The sequence below is a fragment of the Agrobacterium sp. D14 genome (genome assembly GCF_001526505.1).
GTDB lineage: Bacteria > Pseudomonadota > Alphaproteobacteria > Rhizobiales > Rhizobiaceae > Agrobacterium > Agrobacterium leguminum.
The window spans coordinates 355,917-378,558 of the sequence record NZ_ASXX01000032.1 but is presented as its reverse complement, the minus strand read 5'-3'; the positions used below and the strand labels follow the sequence as shown (position 1 = coordinate 378,558).

The window sequence follows — 22,642 nt, the reverse complement described above, 5'->3', positions numbered from 1 at the left end:
CCCCATCACAAAACTTGATGCTCTCTGTTTTCACTCTGTGCTATGGATCATGGGTGCGGACAGGTGTCCTTTGAGGCGACGGTGGCCAGAGATTTTTTGATATGGCGCGGCATCCGGCTACGCAGCCTTGGGAATTATCGGAGATTGATGATGATCGATATCGCAGGAGCCCCCCCGAAGTAGGCCCCCTGATGGCTCACTGCCGGAAGTCCCGATGAAGCGGGATAATCGATATAACCCGCAGCGCCGCCGCCATACAGCGTGACCCGATCTCAGCCGGGGTCGCTTTGCAGTCGTTCGACGAGATTCGGATTGGCGACGAACGGGCGTCCGAAGGCGATCAGATCTGCCTTGCCATCGGCCAGATGTGGCGTTGCAAGGTCGAGGTCACAGCCATTATTGGCGATATATGTCCTGCTGAAGCGACGGCGAGCGATCCGTATTCGAAGGGTGCGACCTCGCGCGGGCGACCCGTCGCGCCTTCAACAACGTGAATGCAGGTGATGCCGAGAACATCAAGTCGATTGATGATATACTCGTATTGCGTCTGGGGACCGCTACAGGAAATACTATTTGTAGGCGAAACTGGCGAAATCCGGCACACCCGTGCGCTCGCCGCCGATTTCCTGCACCACCGTGGCCGTGACTTCGAGTATCAGACGCGCGCGGTTTTCCATCTTGCCGCCATAGCGTCCGTCCGGACATTAGGGCTGTGAGCCTCCCATATAGTTCCTGAAAGCAGACGCTCGCCAGCGACTTGCCGCGCGCAAAGCCGAACTTATCAACATGCTCATACGAAACAGCAGCGATGCGGCTCACGGCCCGATCTTCCACTAGATTCGATCATATGTGAACGATGTCAGCAGCGTGGTTACAAAGTTACTCGCATTATCCTTGACAAGCGCTTCCGTCCATTCATTCGTCCCGCGTAGCCGCAGGTCTGCATAAATGCTGTCGACGGCGGCCTCTTCGATCCGCTTGATGTTCGCCAGAAAGGCTTCCTCTCCGGCCGCATGATACATGTCTCGGATCACCATCCGCAGGATTTCCTGGATTGCGATCTGCCATGCAGTGTTGAGTGCCTGAAGTTCGCCGATACTGTCTGCCATAGGTATCCCTTTCGGTTGCGGAGTGCAACGGTTTGAAAGAAACTGCGGACAGAGCCTGATTGATGATCTCACGTGACCAAGCCATTTGCTATAGCCGCCTTGATTGGCGTACCGCCAATCGCGCTCGGCCTTGCGGGCGGCCTCGTCGTGTATCCGTCCGCGCCCCGCTCTTCCTGGGCAGATCAGACCGTCTTGGCCCGTCGTTTCGTGAGAAGAGAGGCAGTCGTCGCCTCACGATCCTTCGATTCTTTCGCAAGTCGTGCTTCACGAAGCCGCCTCGTCTTTTCCTCGCGGGCCAGAACGAGGGAATCGAGTTCCTCGACGGCGCTATTCCGCGCGAAGAATTGCGATTGGGTATTGGCGAAGGCATTCTCCGCCTTCTGCCGGGATTTGCTGTGTGTCTGTGACATGGCTTTTCCAGATTGAACGCCGCCGTAGCAACAAAAAAGGTCAGGCAATCTGCCTGACCTTGCTGGTATCATGCTCTCGCCAGTGCCAGTACATCCGTGGTCAACGGAGAGAGGATACGGGGATGATTAGGCGGCCTGGAGGTTGCAAGCCGACATCTTGCCCGACTTGTTATCGCGCTCAAGGTCGTAGCCGATCTTCTGGCCTTCAACGAGTTCGCGCATTCCGGCGCGCTCGACAGCCGAGATATGCACGAACGCGTCGGTGCCGCCATTGTCAGGCTGGATGAAGCCGAAGCCCTTGGTGGAATTGAACCATTTAACTGTGCCAGTGGTCATGATGAACCCTTTCATAGCAATAAGAGGACCACAACGCCTGCGGCGCTGCAGATGCGATAGCGATTTTTGAGAGAAAAGGCTCGTTCAGGGCACGGTGCCAGACGCGCGATAACCAAAGCTAAGCAAGCAAATATCGACAATCAACATATAGGTCGCTCATATGCGGTTGTCAACTTTTAGTTTTTTCTCACCACTATTCTCGGCATTTAGTTGTAATTTCGGGAGGCCGTTTCACAGCCTAGACTGCGGAAAAGGGCTGGGAGCGTAACCCGGGGAATCACGGTCGTCCGAAAGCGGAAATGGACTCCGGTCCCGACGGAAAACCATTGTCTCGCTGGCGAATGACTCCGGACATGAACCGGAGCAACACAGTGCGCGATTGACTTGAAAGCGCTCCTGACAGTGGTTTCATCCTCGCCGTTACATATCCGGCCTTATGAAGCATCTGGTTGAGAATACGATTGCTGCGGGGATCGAAATCGACGGCGTGGACGCTGGAAGACATGGTATCCTCCTTTCAAATTGCGGGCGCGGGCATTAAAGCCCCCGGCGGCAGCGCCCAGTGTAATTGCTGCCGAGGTCACGATGATGAGGCCCGCTCGTCTGTTTAGCAATCCTTCAATTAAGGTCATTTGGGGGCGGGGTAGCCTCGAAGCCTACCCGTACAGATATTTGCGTTCTGTAAAACCGTTAACATCAAAGAACGAGGGCTAATTTGACCCTCCATCGATACACGCGATGTTCACTCCTGAGGAGCGGCAGGAATGAAGGAGTGGCGATGTAAAGTGCACTGCCGCCCAACGCTAGCTTGCCCGGTGGGATGCAGCTTTCCCGCCGCCGTCGCCCGAAACCTGCCAGTCAATTTCCCATCCCTTAACGATCGTTGAAGGCCCGATAAGCGAAAAGACTGCTTTAGGGAGCGTGTAATTGCTATGCTAACGTCCGGAATGGGGCGCAATCCGTCGCTTGATAAGAGAACCTGACTGTCCACAAAATACGACGATGACGGGTCGCATCAGGGTATACCCTTATGTGACAAACCAGCGGTTACAGCCATTAACGTAACATCTAAGTTGACAGCAGCTATTTGTGACAGGGTAGCGTCAAGCCTAAAGCTTGAGGTGACACACATGGCTCGCATAGGGTACGCCCGCGTTAGTACGCTCGATCAAGATCTAGAAATTCAGCAAAAGCGACTTACCGCAGAAGGTTGCCAAATCGTCAGGTGCGAAAAAGTTTCCGGCGCAAGCCGCCACGGTCGGACCGAGTTGGCAACGATCATCGAATTTCTGCGCGAAGGTGACGAGCTGATTGTCACACGCCTTGATCGCCTCGGTCGTGACACCCGTGATGTTTTAAATATTGTCCACGAATGCGAACAACGCGGCGCGCACGTGACTGTGCTTGAGCCACATGTCACGACAAAAGGCGAAATGGGCAACGTCATTCTGACCGTTTTAGGCATGGTAGCCCAGATGGAGCGGCGGTTCATAAAGGAACGACAGCGCGAGGGTATCGAGCGCGCTAAACATCTTGGCGCATATAAAGGAGGACGCCCTCGCTTTGACCATCAGGAAATCCGCAATTTGTTCAAATCTGGTCTCGGACCGGGAGCTATTGCAAAGGCAATTGGATGCTCGCGCATGCAGGTTTATCGTGTCCTGAAGGCTGCATGTTGATTGCCAATTAGAATTGACCCGGCGCTGAATTTATTGGGTCAAGTAAGTATCGGGTAATTATGCCACTTGAGTCCTCAAAGGACCTAATTTTCCCAGAAAAAACATGCACGCTGAAATACAGTAAGAATCCCGTGGACAAACCCATCCTTGCGTTGCCAAGGTTGCATAAGCATGTAGCCTACACAACCGTAGAAGCGAGGCGCTTTCATGGGCTACGAGATCGATTTCCTTTCTGTCGGAGACAGTAATGGCGACGCAATATGTGTCCGCTATGGAACGCCAGAACTCGGATACAGCATTCATGTCACTGATGGTGGATATGTCGATACCGGCCAGCGTATTATCAACCACGTCAATCAGTACTACGGCAAAGACTCCCGCATCGCGAATATTGTTCTTTCTCATCAGGACAGTGATCACATTGCTGGCCTAATTCCAGTCGTCCGCCATTTCAATGTAGGCGCGCTATGGATGAACCGACCATGGCTCTATGCATCTGAAATTTTGCCTGCCTTCCACGGGAACTACACCGTGGATGGATTAAGGAAGGCTATAAGAGATGCCTACCCCCTCCTGGCTGAGCTGGAAGAGGTTGCCATAGATAAGGGTGTTCCAATCTATGAGAGCTTTGCTGGCGCGTGGATTGGTCAGTTCCTCGTGCTTGCACCGACGAAAGCCCGGTACCTTATGCTCATTCCCGAATTTGATCGTACGCCAGCGAGCTACGCGAAACCTATTAAAGGTTTGCTGGGCAGGCTCTTCGAAGCCGCTAAGAAGATAACAAGCTTCTTTGAAACTTGGACATCTGAGGCGTTACAGGAAAACCCTTCGCCGACATCGGCATCGAACGAGTCGTGCGTAGTTCAACTTGGTGTGTTCGGCCAGAAGACCGCACTTCTCACCGCCGATGCAGGACCAATCTCATTGACGGAAGCCGCTAATACGGCGCAGACTCACGGGCTGCTGTTTCCCCCGTCATTCGTTCAAGTACCACATCACGGTAGCCGCAGAAACGTTACGCCGTCCGTGTTAGACCGCTGGCTCGGAGCACCTCTTCCGCAAGGGTCTCCGACGAGAGGTCTTGCGTTCTGTTCGGTTGGCGTGAACAAGCCGGAGTACCCGAGGATGCGGGTAGCCAACGCTTTCCTTCGGCGCGGGTACCCTGTTTATAAGACCGACGGTGGCGGATGGATTCGTCATTCCCACGATATGCCGAACCGTGATGGCGCGCAGCCAATCAATTCAATACCATTCACAAGCTCGTACGAGGAGTAGAATGGATTTCCTCGACGGTTACATAATACGCGCACGTCTCTTTCCCGCGATGCTCGCGATTGCCCCGGCGCTGGTTTTGCTCTTTGTATTGGTAGGGGGCAACTACGAGAATTTGGGGCCTCCTGAGTTCCTTATCACAGTTACAGTAGGCGTCCTTTTTTTTGCGTTTGCTGACATTGCAAGGCGCTTCGGACGGCATGCAGAGCGAAAGATTTTCGCGTCGTCCGATGGGCGGCCATTCCCAACAGTCTTACGACACAGGGACAATACAATAGTCTCAACGTCAAAGACTAGATACCTTTCCTACCTTGCTCGCGAACTCGGAGAACCCCCACCAACCCCGGAAGATGAAAAGGCAGACCCTGCAGCTGCTGATTGTTTCTATGTCTCGTGCGGCGACCTTCTTCGTGCGAAAACCCGGAACCAGTCCCAATTCCATTTACTTTTCGCAGAGAATATCTCCTACGGCTTTCGTCGAAACCTTTATGGCCTGAAGTATCCTGGACTTCTTCTAAACGCGGCTACCGCGGCAATCAGTTTTAGATTTGTTTATACGGACCCAGATAACAATCTTGCACAATACGGCACCGTGCTCGTCGTCTCCGCCATTCATGCTTTTTATTTCATCGTCGGGGTAACCCAAAAATCTGTTATCGAGGCAGGAGAGCAATACGGTCGCCAGCTCGTGCTCTCATGCGACGAACTCACTAGTAATCGAAAAGACGCATGATGAAACAGGACTACCAACAGAGCTAGACCGTTGGAGGTAGCGACTTGGATCATTTGAATATTAGCAGCATCGGTACTGTGCCACTATTCCGCTGGATTCCCCGGCAGAAGGACGGCGAAAGTCTTTATATCCACTACAACGGAGGAATTCGGGCAGCACGTATCCCGAACGACCGATGGGTGCTGGAGCCGGTTCGCGTACAGGATCGACCCGCATCATTCGGCAATTTCTCCCGCTCAGATCTGGGGGAAATTGGACAACAGTTCGGCCTAACACCACTAGCGTTCCAGCATTCTGGATGGAACAAAGGATCCTATTATACGAGGTGGATTCCTATTGTTCCGGGGAAGACTAACCATATGATTGGCGCAGCCGATCTATGGCGAAATATTTCGAACAGGATTAGCGAACGGCGGGTCAACCCGCGTTTAAGTCAACTTATAAACGCGAGCGACGAACAAATCGCTACAATCATTGATGATCAACAGGATGACGAGAAGCTTCCGCAGTTTATAGCGCTGAGCCTACGTGGGATGGATATCAGCGTGGAAGAAATTTCTGCGTTCTACTACGAGCAGCTTGTCGATTTGATGGCGACCAACAACCTAAACGGAGAGCGCGTTTCATCAACGCAAGATCAGCTGTTGTATACGCACGTGCATTCCTTCTTCTTGCATGCCGGGGCGGCGCGCGACTATCTAGCGGCCTTCATCGCCATGAGGGTCGGCGAAGATCCTGCCAAGGCAGACTCGCTTGCCTCGCTGTGCAGGAAACTCAGGGCGCGTCACTTCAATGGCGATTCCATGCTCAACACGTTAGTGGTCAGGGGTGTCGTCAAGGAATCTCAACAACGGGGACAGTGGGAAACGGGCGGCTGGATGAAGGAGCTTTCCGAGCTTAGGAATGTTTTCACGCATAGGCGACCATACGGCAGCCTATTTGCCGAAAAGTCTGGAACGATACTTTCTCTTTCCGAAAAGAGGCAACTCTACCGATACAGAAGACCGATCCAAACCGAAACTGGTGAAGACGTGTTTGACTTAATTGTGAAGCAGTATCGACGTATGATTGAGCTATTCTATGACCTCGCCAAAGTGTCGGGGCTGAATAGCGATATAACCGTTATCACTGATGATGACGTGATCGAGTTTAGGAGCCCGAAGGACCGTAGTTGACTTTATCGGACGTCAGATTCGCACCCGCCCGGTCACTCTCGGCAATCCGAGCGCCACAACTGCTCGAGCCTCAATCTGAAACGCAAGTGATGTGGTTAGATAGGAACTGCATCCTAAAATAGCTCTTTGGTAGATAGGACCTCGCCCAAATGCCTCAAGTGACAAAGCGATGCCACTGGGTTCCCCAAGGATATCTCAAGTCTTTCTTAAACAAGGACACAGGCAAAATCTGGCGTCTCGGGAAGGATGGAGGAGAGCCGGAGCTGAAGCGTCTCGACAAGGTCGCGGTAAAATTCCACCTTTATGCCCCATTGGGCCGAGATGGTCAGCGAGACGACTCGCTGGAAAAAAAGTTCGCGGACCTCGAAGGCTTTTTGGGCGACGCGTTGTGGAAAGAACTGTGTAGCGGCTACCCGAACCTTTCATGGGAGCCGCTTCGGAAGGTCGTAGCTCTTCTCACCGCCACAACTTGGCTTCGAACCCCGCCACAATTCGAACTCTGGCGACAGATGCATCTGGACATTCGAGAATTCTACATCGGCTTTTCTGAGCTCCCAGACAAAGTTCTACTGAATGGGCGCGAGATCAAGATAGACACGTCTAATTGGCCTGAGTACCGGGACGCAACAGAAGAGGACATGAAAGCAGCGTGGAACGTCTGGCTGGCGCAAGCCGGTGAGATTGCAAAGCTCTTTATCGAGTTGCGATGGGCGATGCTGGTCGATGAGGAAGGCAGGTTTGTTACCTCCGACAATCCCGTGATGGTTGGCGACCCTACTAAGCCTTTCAAAGGATTGAAAGATCCAGATATTCTCGTAACCTTTCCAATCAGTCCTACCCGAATTCTGGTGATGGATCGCAGATATAGCGAGTCAAATGCGGAGTATTACGAATCCAAAGATCCTGCTGGCGCCAATTTGCTCATCTGGAGAAACGCAATCAACCACATGTTCTCCCCAAGACACCCCGATGAAGTTTGTGCTGAAGTTGTAGAGAACGCGGAGGCAAGAGGGTTCGCCTAAGGTTCGCAGCACAATGGCAACATCCGATTTCGGAAAACTTTGCTATTGTTTGGCAAAATCCGTTTCGAAACTCCCCGCGGCAGCTACGGTTCAGAGTTTTCTGCAGGTACCCTGTGCAGGCTAAGCACTGTCAGTGCCAAACTTCGACGCCAACAGACCGGATTCTTCTTGCGCCTCTGGGGCACCCACACACGTGCCTGTCGGCCTATGATACTATCCGGTCGAATTCATGTGCAGTTGAACTGGCTCTATTGATCCGTGCCAAGTCTGCTTCCGTCTAAAATGTCCGCCCACCACTGCATCATTCGCACGCGCTCGTCCCAATAGGTTGCCCGATTATAGATGCGTCTGACCGCCCGTGTGTCAAGATGGGCAAGCTGCGCCTCAATAACGTCGGCACTGAACTCAGCAGACTCATTCAAAATGCTGCTGGCAGAAGACCGAAAGCCGTGCGCGGTATGCTGGGCCTCAGTCACCCCCATGCGCCGCAGAGCTGAATTCATCGAATTCTCGGACAGAATTTTCTTGCCCGACATCATTGAAGGAAAGACATATGGCCTATCGCCAAACAGTTCCTTCATCTCCGTGAGAACTTCCACTGCTTGTTTGGAAAGCGGCACATGATGCTCCCGGCGCATTTTCGTCTTCTCGCCCGGTATAGTCCAAACGGCGTTATCAAAATCGAGTTCGGTCCACTCCATCGAGCGGGTTTCCCCGGGACGGGCAAAACACAAGGCTTGGATTTTCAAGGCGGCTACCAACGAGGGCCAGCCCTCGTAGCCGTATATCGCCCGCATCAGGCCACCCATCTCGGCCTTTGTCGTCAAGGCGGCATGGTTGACCGGCACATGGCGCTGGAGAGCCCCGCGTAGTGCCGACGTCGGGTCGTTCTCGGCCCTCGCTGTCGCGATGGCGTAGCGAAACACGCGACCGATGGCAGCGCGAGTAGCCAGTGCGCTCTCCACACGGCCGCTCTTTTCGATGGCAGTCAACACCGCAAGGACATCACGTGCCGTGATCTGGGTGACCGGGTAAGGCCCCAGCTTTTCGGCAAGGTCCTTCAACATCCATTTGTTTTTCGTGATGGTGGGCTCTGCGCGTTTATCGCGCTTCAACTTTTCAATGAATTCATCCGCAATGACACCGAAGGTATTTCCAGCAGCTGCCTTGGCGGCAAGCTGATCGCGTTTCTTAGCCAACGACGGGTCCAAACCCTCAGCCAGTTTTTTCTTGGCCTCGTCACGCAGCCGTCGGGCACCCGCCAGCCCCACCGTCGGGTACGCCCCAATCGTCAGCGTTTTTCGTTTCCCGAAAAAATCATAATCGAAGCGCCAAGACTTTCCGCCAGCAACCGATATATAGAGGTAAAGCCCCTTCTCATCAGACAGCTTGCGCGGTTTGCTGTCGGCTTTAGCATTCTTAACCTGAATGTCTGTCAGTGCCATTTTACGGTATCAGCTTCCCACCACGATCACGAATACCGTGATTTTTACCGACAAAATTGCTGGATGTCACTGCATACCGTTGCACGACCTTACGCGCGCGCGAGGCAAAAACGCTGAAAAACCAACGCTTATTGTACGTCATCAATCTTGTTGGAGAGGTAGCTGGAGCGGGTGAAGGGAATCGAACCCTCGTATTCAGCTTGGGAAGCTGCTGCTCTACCATTGAGCTACACCCGCGCCGCGCATAAGACATCGGATAGTTCGCAGCGGGTGTCAAGCACCCGCCGGGGTCGTTATTCGGCGCGAAAATGCTTGGAGAGCTTCAGCCCCTGCGCCTGATAATTGGAGCCGAGGCCGGTGCCATAGAGGCCTTCCGGTTTCTGCAACATGTGCTCATAAACCAGCCGGCCGACGATCTGGCCGTGTTCGAGGATGAAGGGAACCTCGTGGCTGCGGACTTCGAGCACGGCGCGGCTGCCAGTGCCGCCCGCCTGCGCATGGCCGAAGCCGGGATCGAAGAAGCCGGCATAGTGCACGCGGAATTCGCCGACCAGCGGGTCGAAGGGTGTCATTTCAGCCGCATAGAGCGGCGGAACGTGGACTGCTTCGCGCGAGACGAGAATATAGAATTCATCCGGGTCGAGGATCAGTTCGGCGCGGCCGCGGGCATAGAGCGGCTCCCAGAAATCGAGAACGTCGTGCTGGGCTTTCTTGTCGACATCCACCACCGCCGTGTGATGTTTGCCGCGATAACCGATCAGTCCGTTTTCGCCGAAACCCTTGAGATCGATCGAGAGCGCGATGCCGCCGCCGGTCACGTTGGGCGTGTCGCTGGCAACCAGCGTTTCCGTCTCGTGCAGCTTCAGCAGTTCACTTTCGCTGAGCAGGGAATGGCCGATGCGGAAGCGGATCTGCGACAGGCGCGAGCCGCGTCGCACCACGATGGGGAAGGTGCGCGGGCTGATTTCCAGATAGAGCGGGCCGGCGTAACCGGCCGGTATCTTGTCGAATTCCTGCGCGCTGTCAGTCATGACGCGGGTAAAGATATCGAGACGGCCGGTCGAGCTTTTCGGATTGGCCGAGGCCGACATATCCGCCGGCAAGGCAAGGCTCTCCATCAAGGGAACGATATAGACACAACCGGTTTCCAGCACCGCGCCCTGGGTAAGGTCGATTTCGTGCAGGCTGAGACGATTGAGCTTGTCGATGACGCGGTTTCCGGGGCCGGGCATGAAGCTGGCGCGCACGCGATAGGCCTTCGAGCCGAGCCTGAGATCGAGGCTGGCGGGCTGCACCTGATCAGCATCGAGATCGGCCTCGCTCTTCAGCTTGCCGCCCGCAAACAGCGCCTTGATTGCGCCATCCGCCAAAATGCCCGTGGTTCTGGTCATGGTCATCATTCCTTTTTACGGCGACAAAACCAAAAGGAAAGCATTGACGCAAGCCGGTAACGGCAGTATGGCAAGCTTATCCCGTGGTGATTTGGCCGGTCGGCTTGCAGCCACGTTAAACAAGTGGCTAAAAAGACCGGGTGCTAGGAACCGGTCTGCTTTTGCGGCCGGTTTTTTTGTTTTGAAGGTGATCACATGAGCAATAAATGGCGCCCGGCAACCCAGCTCGTTCACGGCGGTACGCTACGCTCCCCTTACGGTGAAACGTCGGAAGCGATCTATCTGACCCAGGGTTTCGTCTATGAAAACTCCGAAGCCGCCGAAGCGCGCTTCAAGGGTGAAACGGATGGGTTCATCTACGCCCGCTATGCGAGCCCCACCAACGACATGTTCGAAAAACGCATGTGCCTGCTGGAAGGCGCTGAAGACGCCCGCGCACTTGCGTCGGGCATGGCCGCCGTCACCGCCGCCATCATGTGCCAGCTGCGCGCCGGCGACCATATCGTTGCGGCCCGCGCCCTCTTCGGCTCCTGCCGCTGGGTGGTCGAAACGCTTGCGCCGAAATACGGCATCGAATGCACGCTGATCGACGGTCGCGATCTCGGAAACTGGGAAAAGGCCATCCAGCCGAACACCAAGCTGTTCTTCCTCGAAAGCCCGACCAATCCGACGCTTGAAATCATCGATATTGCCGGCGTGGCGAAGCTCGCCAACCAGATCGGTGCGAAGGTGGTGGTCGACAACGTCTTCGCCACACCGCTTTTCCAGAAGCCGCTCGAACTCGGCGCCCATATCGTCGTCTATTCGGCCACCAAACATATTGACGGCCAGGGCCGCTGCCTTGGCGGCGTGATCCTTTCCGACAAGAAGTGGATCGAGGAAGAGCTGCAGGATTATTTCCGCCATACCGGCCCGGCCATGTCGCCTTTCAATGCCTGGACGCTTCTGAAAGGCATCGAGACCCTGCCGCTGCGCGTCAAACAGCAGACGGCCAATGCCGGCAAAATCGCCGATTTTCTCGCCGATAGCGGCAAGGTCGCCAAGGTCATCTATCCCGGCCGCGCCGATCACCCGCAGGCGGACATCATCGCCCGACAGATGTCCGGCGGCTCGACGCTTGTGGCTTTCGAGCTGAAGGGCGGCAAGGAAGCAGCCTTCAAGCTGCAGAACGCGCTTGAGATCGTCAAGATTTCAAACAATCTCGGCGACGCCAAGAGCCTCATCACCCATCCCGGCACGACGACGCACAAGAACCTCACCGACGAGGCGCGTGCCGAACTCGGCATTTCCGGCGGCACCCTGCGCCTTTCCTGCGGCATCGAGGATACCGACGATCTGCTGGAGGATCTGGCGAAAGGTCTGGCGGCCGTTTCGGCCTGAAAATTCAATCTGCAAATCGCCATGGCCTGACCGCGTGTCGGGCCATGGTTCGCCTGCCCGGTCCGAAAAGACCGCTTCAGGCAACCAATATTTACCTTTACCGTTATCCCTAACGGTGGAAAACAGCGCAACAGGAGACGCCTCCTGCCCGTCAAGTCATTCATTTTCTTGACGATAGCCAGAGCCTATAGTGTAGGATGCGGCGGCAGGCATAATATCGAGGTGTGGCGCGTATGTATCGTGCTCTGACAAGGGATATCGAGGTAACGGTCGATCCGTATTATCTCGAGGAACAATCCGACCCGGATGACGATCGTTACGTCTGGGGCTACAAAGTCGTGATCGCGAACAATTCCGATATCCCGGTTACCCTCGTCAATCGCTATTGGCATATCACCGATCAGAACGGACAGGTGGATGAGGTCTATGGACCGGGCGTCGTGGGTGAGAAGCCGCATCTCAAACCGGGCGACAGCTACGAATATTCCTCCGGCTGCCCGCTGGATACACCTTCCGGCCTGATGTTCGGCCATTATGAAATGGAAACGGAAAATGGCGAGGTGTTCAACGTCACCATACCCGCCTTTTCGCTGGATTCACCCGGCCTGATGCGGGTCCTGAACTGACACTCCCCCGGCAATAAAAAGCCGCGCCCTTCAGGACGCGGCTTTCATTCAGGCATTCTCAAATTCGCTGACATCGTAGCGATAGGTGGTGGAGCAGAACTCGCAGGTGACGGCGATGGCACCGTCTTCCTCGCTTGCCTCGATCTCCTCGGCGGTGAAACCGGACAGCACGCCCTTGATCTTGTCGCGCGAGCAGCTGCAACGGTCGAAAACCGCCTGCGGATCATAGATACGCACACCGCTCTCGTGGAAAAGCCGGAAGAGAAGGCGTTCCACCGGCACCTGCGGATCGGTCAGCTCGTCGGTATCCACCGTGTTCAGCAGCGTTACCGCTTCGGTCCAGGCATCGTCTTCCTGCACCTCGTGACCGCCTTCATCGCCATCGCCGCCATGCAGGTCGCGCATACGCAGCCGCTCGGGGGCCTGCGGCAGGAACTGCGCGATAACGCCGCCCGCGCGCCAGCCATGACGCGGCTTGCCTTCTCCATCACGGTCGAAGAACTCGGCAACGCCCAGCCGCACGCGGGTGGGAAGCTGTTCCGACTGGCGGAAATAAACCCCGGCAATGTCTTCCAGCGAGGAGCCATCGAGCGGCACGATACCCTGATAAGGCTGCATGCCCGCACCCTGATCGATCGTGAAGGCCAGAATGCCGTTGCCGAGCAATTGCTCCGGCGACGTCGCCCCGGCCGCAATCGCCTCCACCAGCCGCTCCTCATCGAAACGGGCATAAGCGCGCATGCTTTCCGGCGCGGTGAAATCCGCAACCAGCAGGTCGACCGGGCCGTCACCCTTGGTCTGGACAGTCAGCTTGCCGGAAAACTTGAGCGACGTGCCTATCAGCGCCGTCAGAACGGTCGCTTCCGCCAGCAGGCGGGCGACCGCCGGGGGATAGTCGTGCCGTTCGAGAATGGCATTCAGCAGCGGACCCACCTGCACGGCGCGGCCGCGCACATCCAGACCTTCGACCTGAAAGGGCACAACCTTGTCGTCGCCAGCAAAATCGAGATCGTCCAGTTCAACCGTTACATCTGCCATGTCATACTCCCTGGCGCAGCCGTGGCGCCGCTACCGTCCAAAAGTCCGGCTTTTAAAATGTGCTTTTTTCGCTTGTCGCACAGAGACCCGGGAAGAGAAACCGCTTCCGGGGAAAAACGTGCAAATCGTGATGATGGCCCGCCAGCAAAACCGACGAGCCTCTTCGAAGTCCCACAGATGGTAATCTATGCGCGCAAGTTCAAGCACCCGGCGTGACGCGTGTCAGGCCGGGCGATTGCTCATCAGATGACGCCCATGCACCATGCGATGATGGACTTCTGCGCGTGGAGGCGGTTTTCCGCCTCGTCGAAGACGACGGATTGCGGACCGTCGATCACGGCATCCGTCACTTCCTCGCCGCGATGGGCCGGCAGGCAATGCATGAACAGCGCGTCTTTTTCCGCCTTGGCCATCAGGGCTTCATTTACCTGATAGGGCTGGAAGATGTTGTGGCCGCGCGCCTTGTGCTCCTGGTTCATGGACACCCAGGTATCGGTGACGACGCAGTCCGCACCCGCAACGGCCTTGTCGGCGTCGTGGCACAGCATGATCTCGCCGCCATTGTTGCGCGCCCAGTTCAGGAACTTGTCATGCGGTTCGGAGCCCATCGGCACGGCCATCGTCATGCGGTAACCGAAGCGCGCCGAGCCCTCCACGAAGGAATGCAGAACGTTATTGCCGTCACCCGTCCAGGCAATGGTCTTGCCTTTGACCGGGCCGCGATGTTCCTCGAAGGTCATGATATCCGCCATGATCTGGCAGGGATGTGTGTCATCCGTCAGGGCGTTGATGACCGGCACGGTCGCGTGTTCGGCAAGCTCCAGCAGGCGCGAATGATCCGTCGTGCGGATCATGATGGCGTCGACGTAACGCGACAGCACCTTGGCCGTATCGCCGATCGTTTCGGCACGACCGAGCTGCATTTCCGTACCGGAGAGGAAAAGCGTCTCGCCGCCGAGCTGGCGCATGCCGACATCGAAGGAGACGCGGGTGCGGGTGGAAGGCTTTTCGAAGATCATTGCCAGCATCTTGCCGGCAAGCGGCTTTTCCGCCGTTCCGGCCTTTGTGGCGGCCTTGCGTGCGCGGGCATCGTCGAGAATTGCCCGCAGGTCCTGCGAGCTGACGGCCGACAGGTCGAGAAAATGTTTAGGTGAAGCCATTTCAAACTGTCCCATGCTCGCGAGCCTCGGGGAAGAGGCCCGCCCTTTATTGTTTCCTCAGGCGATTTTTGCCTGTTTCGCTGTCAGGGAAGCGGCAGCCGCCTCCACGCGTGACAGACCCTCGCGGGCCTCTTCCGCCGTGGTAACGAGCGGCGGCAGAAGACGGATGACGTTGTCGCCCGCCGGCACACCAAGCAGATGCTCGGCGCGCATGGCCTGCAACAGCTCGCCCGATGGAACCTTGGCCTTGATGCCGAGAAGCAGGCCTTCGCCACGGATTTCCTCGATAACGTCAGGATAACGATCCTTCAGCGAAGCAAGGCCCTGGCGGAAGACCAGCGCGACATCACGCACCTTTTCCAGGAAGCCCTCGGAGAGGACGACATCGAGTACGGCATTGCCGACAGCCATGGCCAGCGGGTTGCCGCCATAGGTGGTGCCATGCACGCCCGCCGTCATGCCGGAAGCGGCATCCGCCGTCGCAAGGCAGGCACCGAGCGGGAAACCGCCGCCGATACCCTTGGCAACCGCCATGATATCCGGTGCAACGCCCGTCTGCTCATAGGCAAAGAGTTTGCCCGTACGGCCAACGCCGGTCTGGACCTCGTCGAAAATCAGCAGCATGCCATGCTCATCGCAGAGCGACCGCAGCAGCTGCAGGAATTCCTTGGCTGGTGCGCGAATGCCGCCCTCACCCTGAATGGGCTCGATAAGAAGCGCGGCCGTCTCGGCCGTGATGGCGGCTTTCAGCGCACCGACGTCACCGAAGGGCACCTGGTCGAAACCCTCGACCTTGGGACCGAAACCTTCAAGATATTTCTGCTGGCCGCCGGCGGCAATCGTCGCCAGCGTGCGGCCATGGAAGGCGCCCTCGAAAGTGATAATCCGAAATTTCTCCGGATGCCCCTTGGAATAATGATAACGGCGCGCGGTCTTGATCGCGCATTCCAGCGCTTCCGCGCCGGAATTGGTGAAGAAGACCTTGTCTGCGAATGTCGCTTCCGTCAGGCGCTTTGCGAGTTTTTCCTGGCCCGGCACTTCATAAAGGTTCGAGACGTGCCAGACCTTCTCGGCCTGGGTCTTGATCGCCTCCACGAGGTGCGGATGGGCATGGCCCAGCGAGTTGACCGCGACGCCGGCCGCAAAATCCAGATATCGTTCGCCGCTTTCCGTGAACAGCCAGACGCCCTCGCCTCGCTCGAAGCGCAGGGGGGCTCTTGCAAACGTATCGAACAATGGCGCGGCGGCTTCGGCCATGGCTGTATCACTCCTTGCGCGGTTGCGCTGTCAGACGGTTGTCAATAGGCTTCCGGGGTTATCCCTTGCCTGAAAATCAAAAATGCCGCCTCGCGGCGGCAGGGGCACTATTGTCACTTCGCCTGCCGATGTCAACAAAAGTCCGCGTTTCCCGGGCTTCTCAAGCCCTAGTAGGTGGCGGCGGACGAGGCCCAAGGTGTTGCCTTTCAGACTCAACTCGCCAGCAAGTTGGGGAAAACCGGAAAATCGATTCGAGATGATTCCCACGACTCTTGCCACGGAGTCTGCGTGGCACTAGGTTAATCGCTAATTACTAGACTGCATTGCGGCGGAACTAGTCACCAAAAATCAGGCAGAAACCACGCTCGCGGCACGCCCGCGAGGCGGAGAGGGATTCTGCCGACATTATACGCGACGAGCGGAGAAGCGGCATGAACTGGACAGACGAACGGGTCGAAAAACTCAAGAAATTGTGGTCCGAGGGGCTTAGCGCCAGCCAGATAGCAGCACAGCTGGGCGGTGTAAGCCGCAATGCCGTCATCGGCAAGGTCCATCGCCTCAACCTGCCGGGACGCGTGAAGGCCGGCGGCCCGGTCACGTCGGCGCGTTCCGCGCCCAAGCGCACCGCCGCCCCTGCCCCGCGCGCGACGAATTTCGCGACCCGCGTCAGCGCAGCGCCTGCACGCGCCCTGAACCGTTCGAGCGCGGCAACGGCGCTGCACGAGGAGATCGATATCGAGACCGCCGAAGTTCTCGATTACGTTCCCTCCAAAAATGTCGTGACACCGATTTCCCGCCGCCTGACGCTGACGGAACTGACGGAGCGCACCTGCAAGTGGCCGGTCGGCGATCCGCTGAAGGATGATTTTCATTTCTGCGGTTGTGAAGCACTGGAATCTTCGCCCTATTGCAAGTTCCATGCAAAGCTCGCCTACCAGCCGGTAAGCGAGCGTCGCAAGGCTTGAGTGTTGCGGCACGCATTCGACACTCAAAAACTACGGGCCTTCGGGCCCGTTTTTTTTATGGCAAAACTCAAGGTGGTTCCGGAATAGAGCGCACGCTGTCTAAGAGGCGCTCCCCATCCCTGTTCTCGCGCATTCTCCGGATGTAAAACCGCGATGCGCCCTTGCGGCAAGTGCTCTGAATTTGTCGGCGACGCGCCGCGCCCTTCCTCCTTTCAGGTTTCACCGCGCAATCCGGCTTTCAGCAGACCGTCTGTCACCTTCAAAAGAACAAGGATACGCGTTTGCGGAAGGTTCAAAATCGAAAGGCCCGACACCGCTCCGGTATCGGGCCTTCTGATTTTGGGGAATTTATCCCAGGTGAAACCATCGGTTTCGGTTTTCTCAGGCTTCCATTGAATATCCGGCACCGCGCACGGTGCGGATGACATCCTGCATATGCGAAAAATTGAGCGCCTTGCGCAGGCGTCCGACATGCACGTCGACGGTGCGCTCATCCACATAGATATCGTGACCCCACACACCATCCAGCAATTGCGAGCGGGAAAACACCCGGCCGGGAGAGGTCATCAGGAATTCCAGCAGGCGGAATTCCGTCGGGCCGAGGCGCACTTCGCGGCTCTTGCGGTGAACGCGATGGGTCTCGCGATCCAGTTCGATATCCCCGCATTTCAGCACCGAAGACAGAACCTCGGGGCGGGCCCGGCGCAGCATCGCCTTGACGCGGGCCATGAGTTCCGGTGTCGAAAACGGCTTGACGACATAATCGTCGGCACCTGTGGCAAGACCGCGAACCCTTTCGCTTTCCTCGCCGCGCGCCGTCAGCATGATGATGGGCAGGCGCTCGGTTTCCGGCCGCATCCTGAGCCGACGGCACAGTTCGATACCGGAAACGCCGGGAAGCATCCAATCCAGGATAAGAAGGTCCGGAATACGTTCCTGCAGCCTGATTTCTGCCTCGTCTCCACGGGGTATCGTGTCGACGTCATATCCCTCAGCCTCGAGATTGTAACGAAGCAGGACGCTCAGCGCTTCCTCGTCTTCCACAACTGCAATCTTGGGCACCATATACTAACTCCGCAAGCCGCTGCCTGTCTGTTACTCGGTCACCGAACCGAGGGTGTTGGAACTATCGTCCTTCGGACGCTCGCCTTCCGGCTGGCTGCCGGTGGTCATGTAATAGATCGTTTCGGCGATATTGGTGGCGTGGTCGCGATACGCTCGATGTTCTTGGCGCAGAACAGAAGATGCGTGCAGGTGGTGATGTTGCGCGGATCTTCCATCATGTAGGTCAAAAGCTCACGGAAGAGCGACGTGTACATGGCGTCGATTTCCTCGTCGCGCTCGCGAATGGCATTGGCCTTCTCGGCGGAACGCGTGGAATAGACGTCCAGCACTTCCTTGAGCTGCACCAGCGCCAGTTCCGACAGATGCTCGATGCCACGGGCAAGCTTGCGCGGCACGCCGGTGCCGGCAACCGCGATGACGCGCTTGGCGGTGTTCTTGCCAAGGTCGCCGACGCGCTCAAGGTCGGCGGCAATACGCAGGGTGCCGATAATCTCGCGAAGGTCTGCCGCCATAGGCTGGCGTTTGGCGATGGTGACGATGGCCTTGTCGCCGATCTCGCGCTCGGCGTGGTCGAGGATCGCATCGTCGGAAATGACCTTCTGGGCGAGCGCGGCATCGGAATTGACGAGCGCACGCACGGCATCGGCGCACATCTGCTCCGCAAGACCGCCCATTTCGGCGATGCGGCGCGTCAGAAACTTCAATTCATCGTCATAAACGGAAACGATGTGCGAATGGGTCGTTGTCTGTGTCATGGTCTAGTCCTCCGGCTTGGCCTGCATGCGCGTACCCGGAAGCGGGCACGGCAGAAGCACCAGTCTTGTTCGGTTTCGATAAAGCGCCGGCCGGGATCAGCCGAAGCGGCCCATGATGTAATCCTGCGTGCGCTGGTCGTCCGGATTGGTGAACATCTTGTCGGTTTCGTTTTCCTCGACAAGATGACCAAGATGGAACATGGCCGTGCGCTGGGAAACACGCGCCGCCTGCTGCATGGAGTGCGTGACGATGACGATGGTGTAATTGGTGCGCAGCTCGTGGATCAATTCTTCGACCTTTGCGGTCGCGATAGGGTCGAGAGCCGAGCAGGGCTCGTCCATCAGGATCACTTCCGGGCTGACGGCAACTGCGCGTGCGATGCACAGACGCTGCTGCTGACCGCCGGAAAGACCGGTGCCGGATTCGTGCAGACGATCCTTAACCTCGTTCCAGAGACCCGCCTTCTGCAGGCTCTGCTCGACGATCTGGTCCATATCCGCCTTGTTGCGGGCGAGACCATGGATGCGCGGACCGTAGGAAATGTTTTCGTAGATCGACTTCGGGAAGGGGTTCGGCTTCTGGAACACCATGCCGACACGGGCGCGCAATTCCACGACGTCAATCGCCTGATCGTAGATATCGTCGGTGTCGAGCGTGATCTTGCCGGTGACCCGGCAACCGTCGATCGTGTCGTTCATACGGTTCAGGGTACGCAGGAAGGTGGATTTGCCGCAGCCGGACGGGCCGATAAGCGCGGTCACCGTATTTTCCCGAACGTTGAGGTTCACGTCGTAAAGCGCGCGCTTTTCGCCGTAATAAACCGAAACGTCCTTGCCGATCATCTTGTATGAGACTTCATTCATTTTCTTGTCCAGCGCCTTTTCAACTGCTGCTTCCGACAACATGTTCATTGCTCAAGCTCCCTCTACCAGCGCCGTTCGAAGCGGCGACGCAACAGGATTGCGCCAACATTCATGACGATGAGGAACAGAAGCAGGATGATGATAGCGCCGGATGTCCTTTCGACAAAGGCGCGCTCGGCTTCGTTCGCCCACATGTAAATCTGCACCGGCAGGGCCGTGGACGGATCCATCGGCGTTGTCGGGTAATTCGCAACGAATGCCACCATGCCGATCAAGAGCAGCGGCGCCGTTTCGCCCAGCGCGTGGGCGAGACCGATGATGGTGCCGGTCAGAATGCCGGGCATGGCGAGCGGCAGCACATGGTGGAAGATCGTCTGCATCTTGGAAGCGCCGAGACCGAGGGCGGCGGCGCGGATAGACGGCGGCACGGCCTTCAGGGCAGCGCGCGTCGCGATGATGATCGTCGGCAGGGTCATCAGCGTCAGGACAAGACCGCCGACCAGCGAGGCCGAGCGCGGAAAGCCCATGAAGTTGATGAAGACCGAGAGGCCGAGCAGACCGTAGACAATCGAAGGAACGGCCGCGAGATTGTTGATATTCACCTCGATAAGATCCGTCAGACGGTTCTTCGGGGCGAATTCCTCGAGATAGATGGAGGCCGCGACGCCAATCGGCAATGACAGCACCAGCACGATCAGCATCATGTAGAAGGAGCCGATCAGCGCCACACCCACACCTGCCGCTTCCGGACGGCTCGACGCGCCGTTGACGAAGATGCCGGTATTGAAATGTTTGCCGAGCTGGCCGCTTTCGGCAAGCTGGTTCATCCAGCCGAGCTGCTGGTTCGAGATACGGCGATTGGCCTCATCCGCCGTCAGGTCGACCTGGCCCTTGAAAGCACTGTCGACATCGCCCGACGCCAGCAGCGTGACGGTGCGTGTGGTGCCGATAACGGCGGGATCGGCAACGACGATGTCGCGAAGCTGCGTGCGCACGCTGTCGGAGATCAGCAGGTTGACGGCGCGAAGACCGGCGCGGTCAGTCGGCGCAACGCCAAGGACCTTGGCGACCGCATCGCGGGCGATGACGGGATAATTGGCCGTCATCAGCTTTGTGGGATTGGTGGCGCGCTCATTCTTCGGATCGATGATCTGTTCGGAAAATTCGACCGGAACGGTGATCATCGTCTGCTGGAAAGCGGTGTAACCCTTGGAAACCACCGAGAAAAGCAGCAGGAAGAGGAAGATGAGGCCGAAGGAAATCGCTGCCATGCCGTAGGCACGGAAGCGGCGTTCGGCGGCATAGCGGCGCTTGATGCCGATATCACGGCGCGTGGCCTTGTTGACGGCGCTCGCGCCGGCTGCGGGAGAGACGATGTCGGTCATTCATATTGCTCCCGGTATTTGCGCACGATGTAAAGCGCGTAGATATTCAGGCAAAGCGTGATGGCGAAAAGCGTGATGCCGAGTGCAAAGGCAACCAGCGTCTGCGGCGAGGTGAATTCAAGGTCGCCGGTGAGCTGGCTGACGATCTTGACCGTCACCGTGGTCATGGGTTCGAAGGGATTGAGCTGCAGGCGGGCAGCAACACCGGCCGCAAGAACCACGATCATGGTTTCGCCGATGGCGCGCGACGCCGTCATCAGCACCGCACCGACGATGCCCGGAAGAGCGGCCGGAATAATGACCCTCTTGATCGTCTCGGAGCGCGTGGCGCCAAGGCCGAGCGAACCGTCACGCAGCGAGCGCGGCACGGCGGTGATGATATCGTCCGACAGCGACGACACATAGGGGATCAGCATGATGCCCATGACGAAGCCGGCGGTGATGACGCTCTGCGCCTGGATGAAGTTGGCGTAGTTGCCCGTCGCCAGACCGTTGATCTGCGTGGAAATGTCTCTGAGGAAAGGACCGACCGTCGTGAGCGCGAAGAAGCCGTAAACGATGGTGGGAATGCCGGCGAGCACTTCAAGCAGCGGCTTTGCCATGGAGCGGAAGCGCGGCGAGGCATATTCCGCCATATAAATCGCCGAGAAGAGACCGACCGGAACCGCAACCAGCATGGCGACCAGGCCGATATAAAGCGTGCCGGCGAGCAGCGGGATCAGGCCGAACTGGCCGGAGGAGTCGGTGGCGCCTGCCGCCGCAAAACGCGGATCCCATACCGTTCCGAAGAAGAACTGGTGCGCCGGAACCATGGTGAAAAACTGGATCGCCTCGGTCAGCATCGAAAGGACGATGCCGATGGTCGTGAGGATGGCGATGGACGAGGCGACGAGCAGGGCCGCGAGAATGACTTTCTCGACCTGGTTGCGCGCCCGGAAACGCGGCGCGATTGCACGCAGCGCATAGGCGCCGCCGCCGAGCGCGGCCAGCAGCACGACGGCGATCATCGCGATACGGCTGGTGGAGGTCATGCTGTTGAGCGTGTGGGCGGCATCGACCATGAACCGCTCGGGATCGCCGGCGATTGCAACACCCTTCGATGCCAGAAGCGGCCGGACCGCAGCCGTGTCCGCCTCGACCTGCGCGGTTTCCTCCGGCGTCAGCCGCTGGAGGCCACGGGCGATGGAGGTCACCATACCGTAGGTCAGGCTCTGCTGCGCTTCGGATTGCGCCCGGACATCCTCGGGGAAACTACCGCGCACCGCCGAGGTGACGAGCAATGGGCTGACAATGAGCCAGGCACAGAGAATGAACGCCGCGGGCAGCACCGCCCAGACGACCGCGTAGGAACCGTGATAACCGGCACGGGAATGCATGCTGGAGGGGCGACCGCCAGACAGGGCAACGGCACGGCGGCTGCCGAGCAGATAGCTGCCGATGCCGATGAGCGCCAGTATCAGCAAAAGGATCGATGTGTTCATTAGAGTTCCCTCGGCGTGCCTCAAGAGCACGGTGCGATATCGGGCAAATCAAAAAGTCATCAAAACGAGACCGCTGGACCATCCCATGATGCCT

Annotated in this window: 20 protein-coding genes, 1 tRNA gene, 2 pseudogenes and 1 riboswitch; of the genes and pseudogenes, 8 read left to right on the top strand and 15 right to left on the bottom strand. The window is 57.5% G+C overall.

From position 1 onward, the window contains the following. Nucleotides 1-275 precede the first annotated feature (275 nt). The 4 genes and pseudogenes from L901_RS26470 to L901_RS18675 all read right to left on the bottom strand — a co-directional run. A pseudogene (locus tag L901_RS26470) lies at nucleotides 276-706 on the bottom strand (oxidoreductase); the annotation flags it as partial. Between the two features lie 127 nt (nucleotides 707-833). After that, nucleotides 834-1,109, bottom strand: coding sequence for a hypothetical protein (locus L901_RS18685; RefSeq protein ID WP_003519968.1), 276 nt, complete (start codon nucleotides 1,107-1,109; stop codon nucleotides 834-836). A 182-nt stretch (nucleotides 1,110-1,291) separates the two neighbouring features. Beyond that, the gene (locus L901_RS18680; RefSeq protein ID WP_059759456.1) at nucleotides 1,292-1,519 is read right to left on the bottom strand and encodes a hypothetical protein; all 228 of its coding nucleotides are present in this window, start codon (nucleotides 1,517-1,519) and stop codon (nucleotides 1,292-1,294) included. A 126-nt stretch (nucleotides 1,520-1,645) separates the two neighbouring features. Then, nucleotides 1,646-1,855 carry a cold-shock protein gene (locus L901_RS18675; protein ID WP_059759453.1) on the bottom strand — a complete coding sequence of 70 codons (210 nt, stop codon included), beginning with the start codon at nucleotides 1,853-1,855 and terminating at the stop codon, nucleotides 1,646-1,648. Nucleotides 1,856-2,985: 1,130 nt separating this feature from the next. On the opposite strand from L901_RS18675, the gene L901_RS18670 reads away from it, so the two are divergent. The 5 genes from L901_RS18670 to L901_RS18650 all read left to right on the top strand — a co-directional run bounded on the left by L901_RS18670 (nucleotide 2,986) and on the right by L901_RS18650 (nucleotide 7,736). Continuing rightward, nucleotides 2,986-3,534: a recombinase family protein gene (locus L901_RS18670; RefSeq protein WP_059759450.1), complete on the top strand. Its 549-nt coding sequence runs from the start codon at nucleotides 2,986-2,988 to the stop codon at nucleotides 3,532-3,534. Nucleotides 3,535-3,741: 207 nt separating this feature from the next. Then, nucleotides 3,742-4,809: a ComEC/Rec2 family competence protein gene (locus L901_RS18665; RefSeq protein ID WP_059759447.1), complete on the top strand. Its 1,068-nt coding sequence runs from the start codon at nucleotides 3,742-3,744 to the stop codon at nucleotides 4,807-4,809. Between the two features lies 1 nt (nucleotide 4,810). Further along, nucleotides 4,811-5,539: a hypothetical protein gene (locus L901_RS18660; protein ID WP_059759445.1), complete on the top strand. Its 729-nt coding sequence runs from the start codon at nucleotides 4,811-4,813 to the stop codon at nucleotides 5,537-5,539. Nucleotides 5,540-5,583: 44 nt separating this feature from the next. Further along, complete coding sequence (locus L901_RS18655) at nucleotides 5,584-6,714, top strand: hypothetical protein (RefSeq protein ID WP_147401552.1); 1,131 nt, start codon at nucleotides 5,584-5,586, stop codon at nucleotides 6,712-6,714. 149 nt (nucleotides 6,715-6,863) lie between these two features. Further along, nucleotides 6,864-7,736 carry a DUF4238 domain-containing protein gene (locus tag L901_RS18650; protein WP_059759439.1) on the top strand — a complete coding sequence of 291 codons (873 nt, stop codon included), beginning with the start codon at nucleotides 6,864-6,866 and terminating at the stop codon, nucleotides 7,734-7,736. A gap of 248 nt (nucleotides 7,737-7,984) precedes the next feature. Here the strand turns inward: L901_RS18650 and L901_RS18645 are convergent, their stop codons facing one another. The 3 genes from L901_RS18645 to L901_RS18635 all read right to left on the bottom strand — a co-directional run bounded on the left by L901_RS18645 (nucleotide 7,985) and on the right by L901_RS18635 (nucleotide 10,572). Continuing rightward, nucleotides 7,985-9,181, bottom strand: a complete 1,197-nt coding sequence (locus L901_RS18645) for an integrase arm-type DNA-binding domain-containing protein (RefSeq protein ID WP_059759436.1) — start codon at nucleotides 9,179-9,181, stop codon at nucleotides 7,985-7,987. Between the two features lie 163 nt (nucleotides 9,182-9,344). Beyond that, nucleotides 9,345-9,418: transfer RNA gene (locus tag L901_RS18640), tRNA-Gly, on the bottom strand. A 56-nt stretch (nucleotides 9,419-9,474) separates the two neighbouring features. After that, entirely contained in the window at nucleotides 9,475-10,572 is a 1,098-nt protein-coding gene (locus L901_RS18635; RefSeq protein WP_059759514.1) for a 2'-deoxycytidine 5'-triphosphate deaminase, read from the bottom strand. A gap of 73 nt (nucleotides 10,573-10,645) precedes the next feature. Continuing rightward, nucleotides 10,646-10,724: riboswitch (SAM riboswitch) on the top strand. Nucleotides 10,725-10,767: 43 nt separating this feature from the next. Here L901_RS18635 and L901_RS18630 point away from each other — a divergent pair. Continuing rightward, a complete protein-coding gene (locus L901_RS18630; RefSeq protein WP_035265079.1) occupies nucleotides 10,768-11,952 on the top strand; it encodes an O-succinylhomoserine sulfhydrylase in 1,185 nt (394 codons plus the stop codon). Between the two features lie 233 nt (nucleotides 11,953-12,185). Continuing rightward, a complete protein-coding gene (gene apaG / locus L901_RS18625) occupies nucleotides 12,186-12,578 on the top strand; it encodes a Co2+/Mg2+ efflux protein ApaG (RefSeq protein ID WP_003503545.1) in 393 nt (130 codons plus the stop codon). A 48-nt stretch (nucleotides 12,579-12,626) separates the two neighbouring features. Here the strand turns inward: apaG and L901_RS18620 are convergent, their stop codons facing one another. From L901_RS18620 to L901_RS18610, 3 genes are all read right to left on the bottom strand, one after another. Then, nucleotides 12,627-13,616, bottom strand: a complete 990-nt coding sequence (locus tag L901_RS18620; protein WP_059759434.1) for an Hsp33 family molecular chaperone — start codon at nucleotides 13,614-13,616, stop codon at nucleotides 12,627-12,629. 242 nt (nucleotides 13,617-13,858) lie between these two features. After that, entirely contained in the window at nucleotides 13,859-14,776 is a 918-nt protein-coding gene (gene argF, locus L901_RS18615) for an ornithine carbamoyltransferase (protein WP_003519982.1), read from the bottom strand. A 57-nt stretch (nucleotides 14,777-14,833) separates the two neighbouring features. Then, on the bottom strand, nucleotides 14,834-16,033 hold the full coding sequence (locus tag L901_RS18610; protein ID WP_059759431.1) for an aspartate aminotransferase family protein: 1,200 nt from the start codon (nucleotides 16,031-16,033) through the stop codon (nucleotides 14,834-14,836). Between the two features lie 431 nt (nucleotides 16,034-16,464). Here L901_RS18610 and L901_RS18605 point away from each other — a divergent pair, with 431 nt between their 5' ends. Beyond that, nucleotides 16,465-16,998, top strand: coding sequence for a GcrA family cell cycle regulator (locus L901_RS18605; RefSeq protein ID WP_003519984.1), 534 nt, complete (start codon nucleotides 16,465-16,467; stop codon nucleotides 16,996-16,998). Nucleotides 16,999-17,379: 381 nt separating this feature from the next. Here the strand turns inward: L901_RS18605 and phoB are convergent, their stop codons facing one another. From phoB to pstC, 5 genes and pseudogenes are all read right to left on the bottom strand, one after another. Beyond that, nucleotides 17,380-18,063, bottom strand: a complete 684-nt coding sequence (gene phoB, locus L901_RS18595; protein WP_003493692.1) for a phosphate regulon transcriptional regulator PhoB — start codon at nucleotides 18,061-18,063, stop codon at nucleotides 17,380-17,382. 30 nt (nucleotides 18,064-18,093) lie between these two features. Beyond that, nucleotides 18,094-18,818: pseudogene (phoU, locus tag L901_RS18590) on the bottom strand (phosphate signaling complex protein PhoU). Between the two features lie 96 nt (nucleotides 18,819-18,914). Continuing rightward, nucleotides 18,915-19,730: a phosphate ABC transporter ATP-binding protein PstB gene (pstB, locus tag L901_RS18585; protein WP_003519986.1), complete on the bottom strand. Its 816-nt coding sequence runs from the start codon at nucleotides 19,728-19,730 to the stop codon at nucleotides 18,915-18,917. 14 nt (nucleotides 19,731-19,744) lie between these two features. Further along, nucleotides 19,745-21,067 carry a phosphate ABC transporter permease PstA gene (gene pstA, locus L901_RS18580; protein WP_003519987.1) on the bottom strand — a complete coding sequence of 441 codons (1,323 nt, stop codon included), beginning with the start codon at nucleotides 21,065-21,067 and terminating at the stop codon, nucleotides 19,745-19,747. Next, nucleotides 21,064-22,548 carry a phosphate ABC transporter permease subunit PstC gene (gene pstC / locus L901_RS18575; protein ID WP_003519988.1) on the bottom strand — a complete coding sequence of 495 codons (1,485 nt, stop codon included), beginning with the start codon at nucleotides 22,546-22,548 and terminating at the stop codon, nucleotides 21,064-21,066. Before pstC ends, pstA begins: the two co-directional genes overlap by 4 nt. Nucleotides 22,549-22,642: the final 94 nt, after the last annotated feature.

Bases quoted from the DNA above. Each gene is read 5' to 3' on its own strand.
- argF (WP_003519982.1), bottom strand. From the start codon at position 14,776: ATGGCTTCACCTAAACATTTTCTCGACCTGTCGGCCGTCAGCTCGCAG.
- L901_RS18670 (WP_059759450.1), top strand. From the start codon at position 2,986: ATGGCTCGCATAGGGTACGCCCGCGTTAGTACGCTCGATCAAGATCTA.
- L901_RS18610 (WP_059759431.1), bottom strand. From the start codon at position 16,033: ATGGCCGAAGCCGCCGCGCCATTGTTCGATACGTTTGCAAGAGCCCCC.
- apaG (WP_003503545.1), top strand. From the start codon at position 12,186: ATGTATCGTGCTCTGACAAGGGATATCGAGGTAACGGTCGATCCGTAT.
- L901_RS18685 (WP_003519968.1), bottom strand. From the start codon at position 1,109: ATGGCAGACAGTATCGGCGAACTTCAGGCACTCAACACTGCATGGCAG.
- pstC (WP_003519988.1), bottom strand. From the start codon at position 22,548: ATGAACACATCGATCCTTTTGCTGATACTGGCGCTCATCGGCATCGGC.
- L901_RS18620 (WP_059759434.1), bottom strand. From the start codon at position 13,616: ATGGCAGATGTAACGGTTGAACTGGACGATCTCGATTTTGCTGGCGAC.
- L901_RS18680 (WP_059759456.1), bottom strand. From the start codon at position 1,519: ATGTCACAGACACACAGCAAATCCCGGCAGAAGGCGGAGAATGCCTTC.
- pstA (WP_003519987.1), bottom strand. From the start codon at position 21,067: ATGACCGACATCGTCTCTCCCGCAGCCGGCGCGAGCGCCGTCAACAAG.
- L901_RS18645 (WP_059759436.1), bottom strand. From the start codon at position 9,181: ATGGCACTGACAGACATTCAGGTTAAGAATGCTAAAGCCGACAGCAAA.
- L901_RS18650 (WP_059759439.1), top strand. From the start codon at position 6,864: ATGCCTCAAGTGACAAAGCGATGCCACTGGGTTCCCCAAGGATATCTC.
- L901_RS18635 (WP_059759514.1), bottom strand. From the start codon at position 10,572: ATGACCAGAACCACGGGCATTTTGGCGGATGGCGCAATCAAGGCGCTG.
- L901_RS18665 (WP_059759447.1), top strand. From the start codon at position 3,742: ATGGGCTACGAGATCGATTTCCTTTCTGTCGGAGACAGTAATGGCGAC.
- L901_RS18675 (WP_059759453.1), bottom strand. From the start codon at position 1,855: ATGACCACTGGCACAGTTAAATGGTTCAATTCCACCAAGGGCTTCGGC.
- L901_RS18630 (WP_035265079.1), top strand. From the start codon at position 10,768: ATGAGCAATAAATGGCGCCCGGCAACCCAGCTCGTTCACGGCGGTACG.
- L901_RS18605 (WP_003519984.1), top strand. From the start codon at position 16,465: ATGAACTGGACAGACGAACGGGTCGAAAAACTCAAGAAATTGTGGTCC.
- L901_RS18660 (WP_059759445.1), top strand. From the start codon at position 4,811: ATGGATTTCCTCGACGGTTACATAATACGCGCACGTCTCTTTCCCGCG.
- pstB (WP_003519986.1), bottom strand. From the start codon at position 19,730: ATGAACATGTTGTCGGAAGCAGCAGTTGAAAAGGCGCTGGACAAGAAA.
- phoB (WP_003493692.1), bottom strand. From the start codon at position 18,063: ATGGTGCCCAAGATTGCAGTTGTGGAAGACGAGGAAGCGCTGAGCGTC.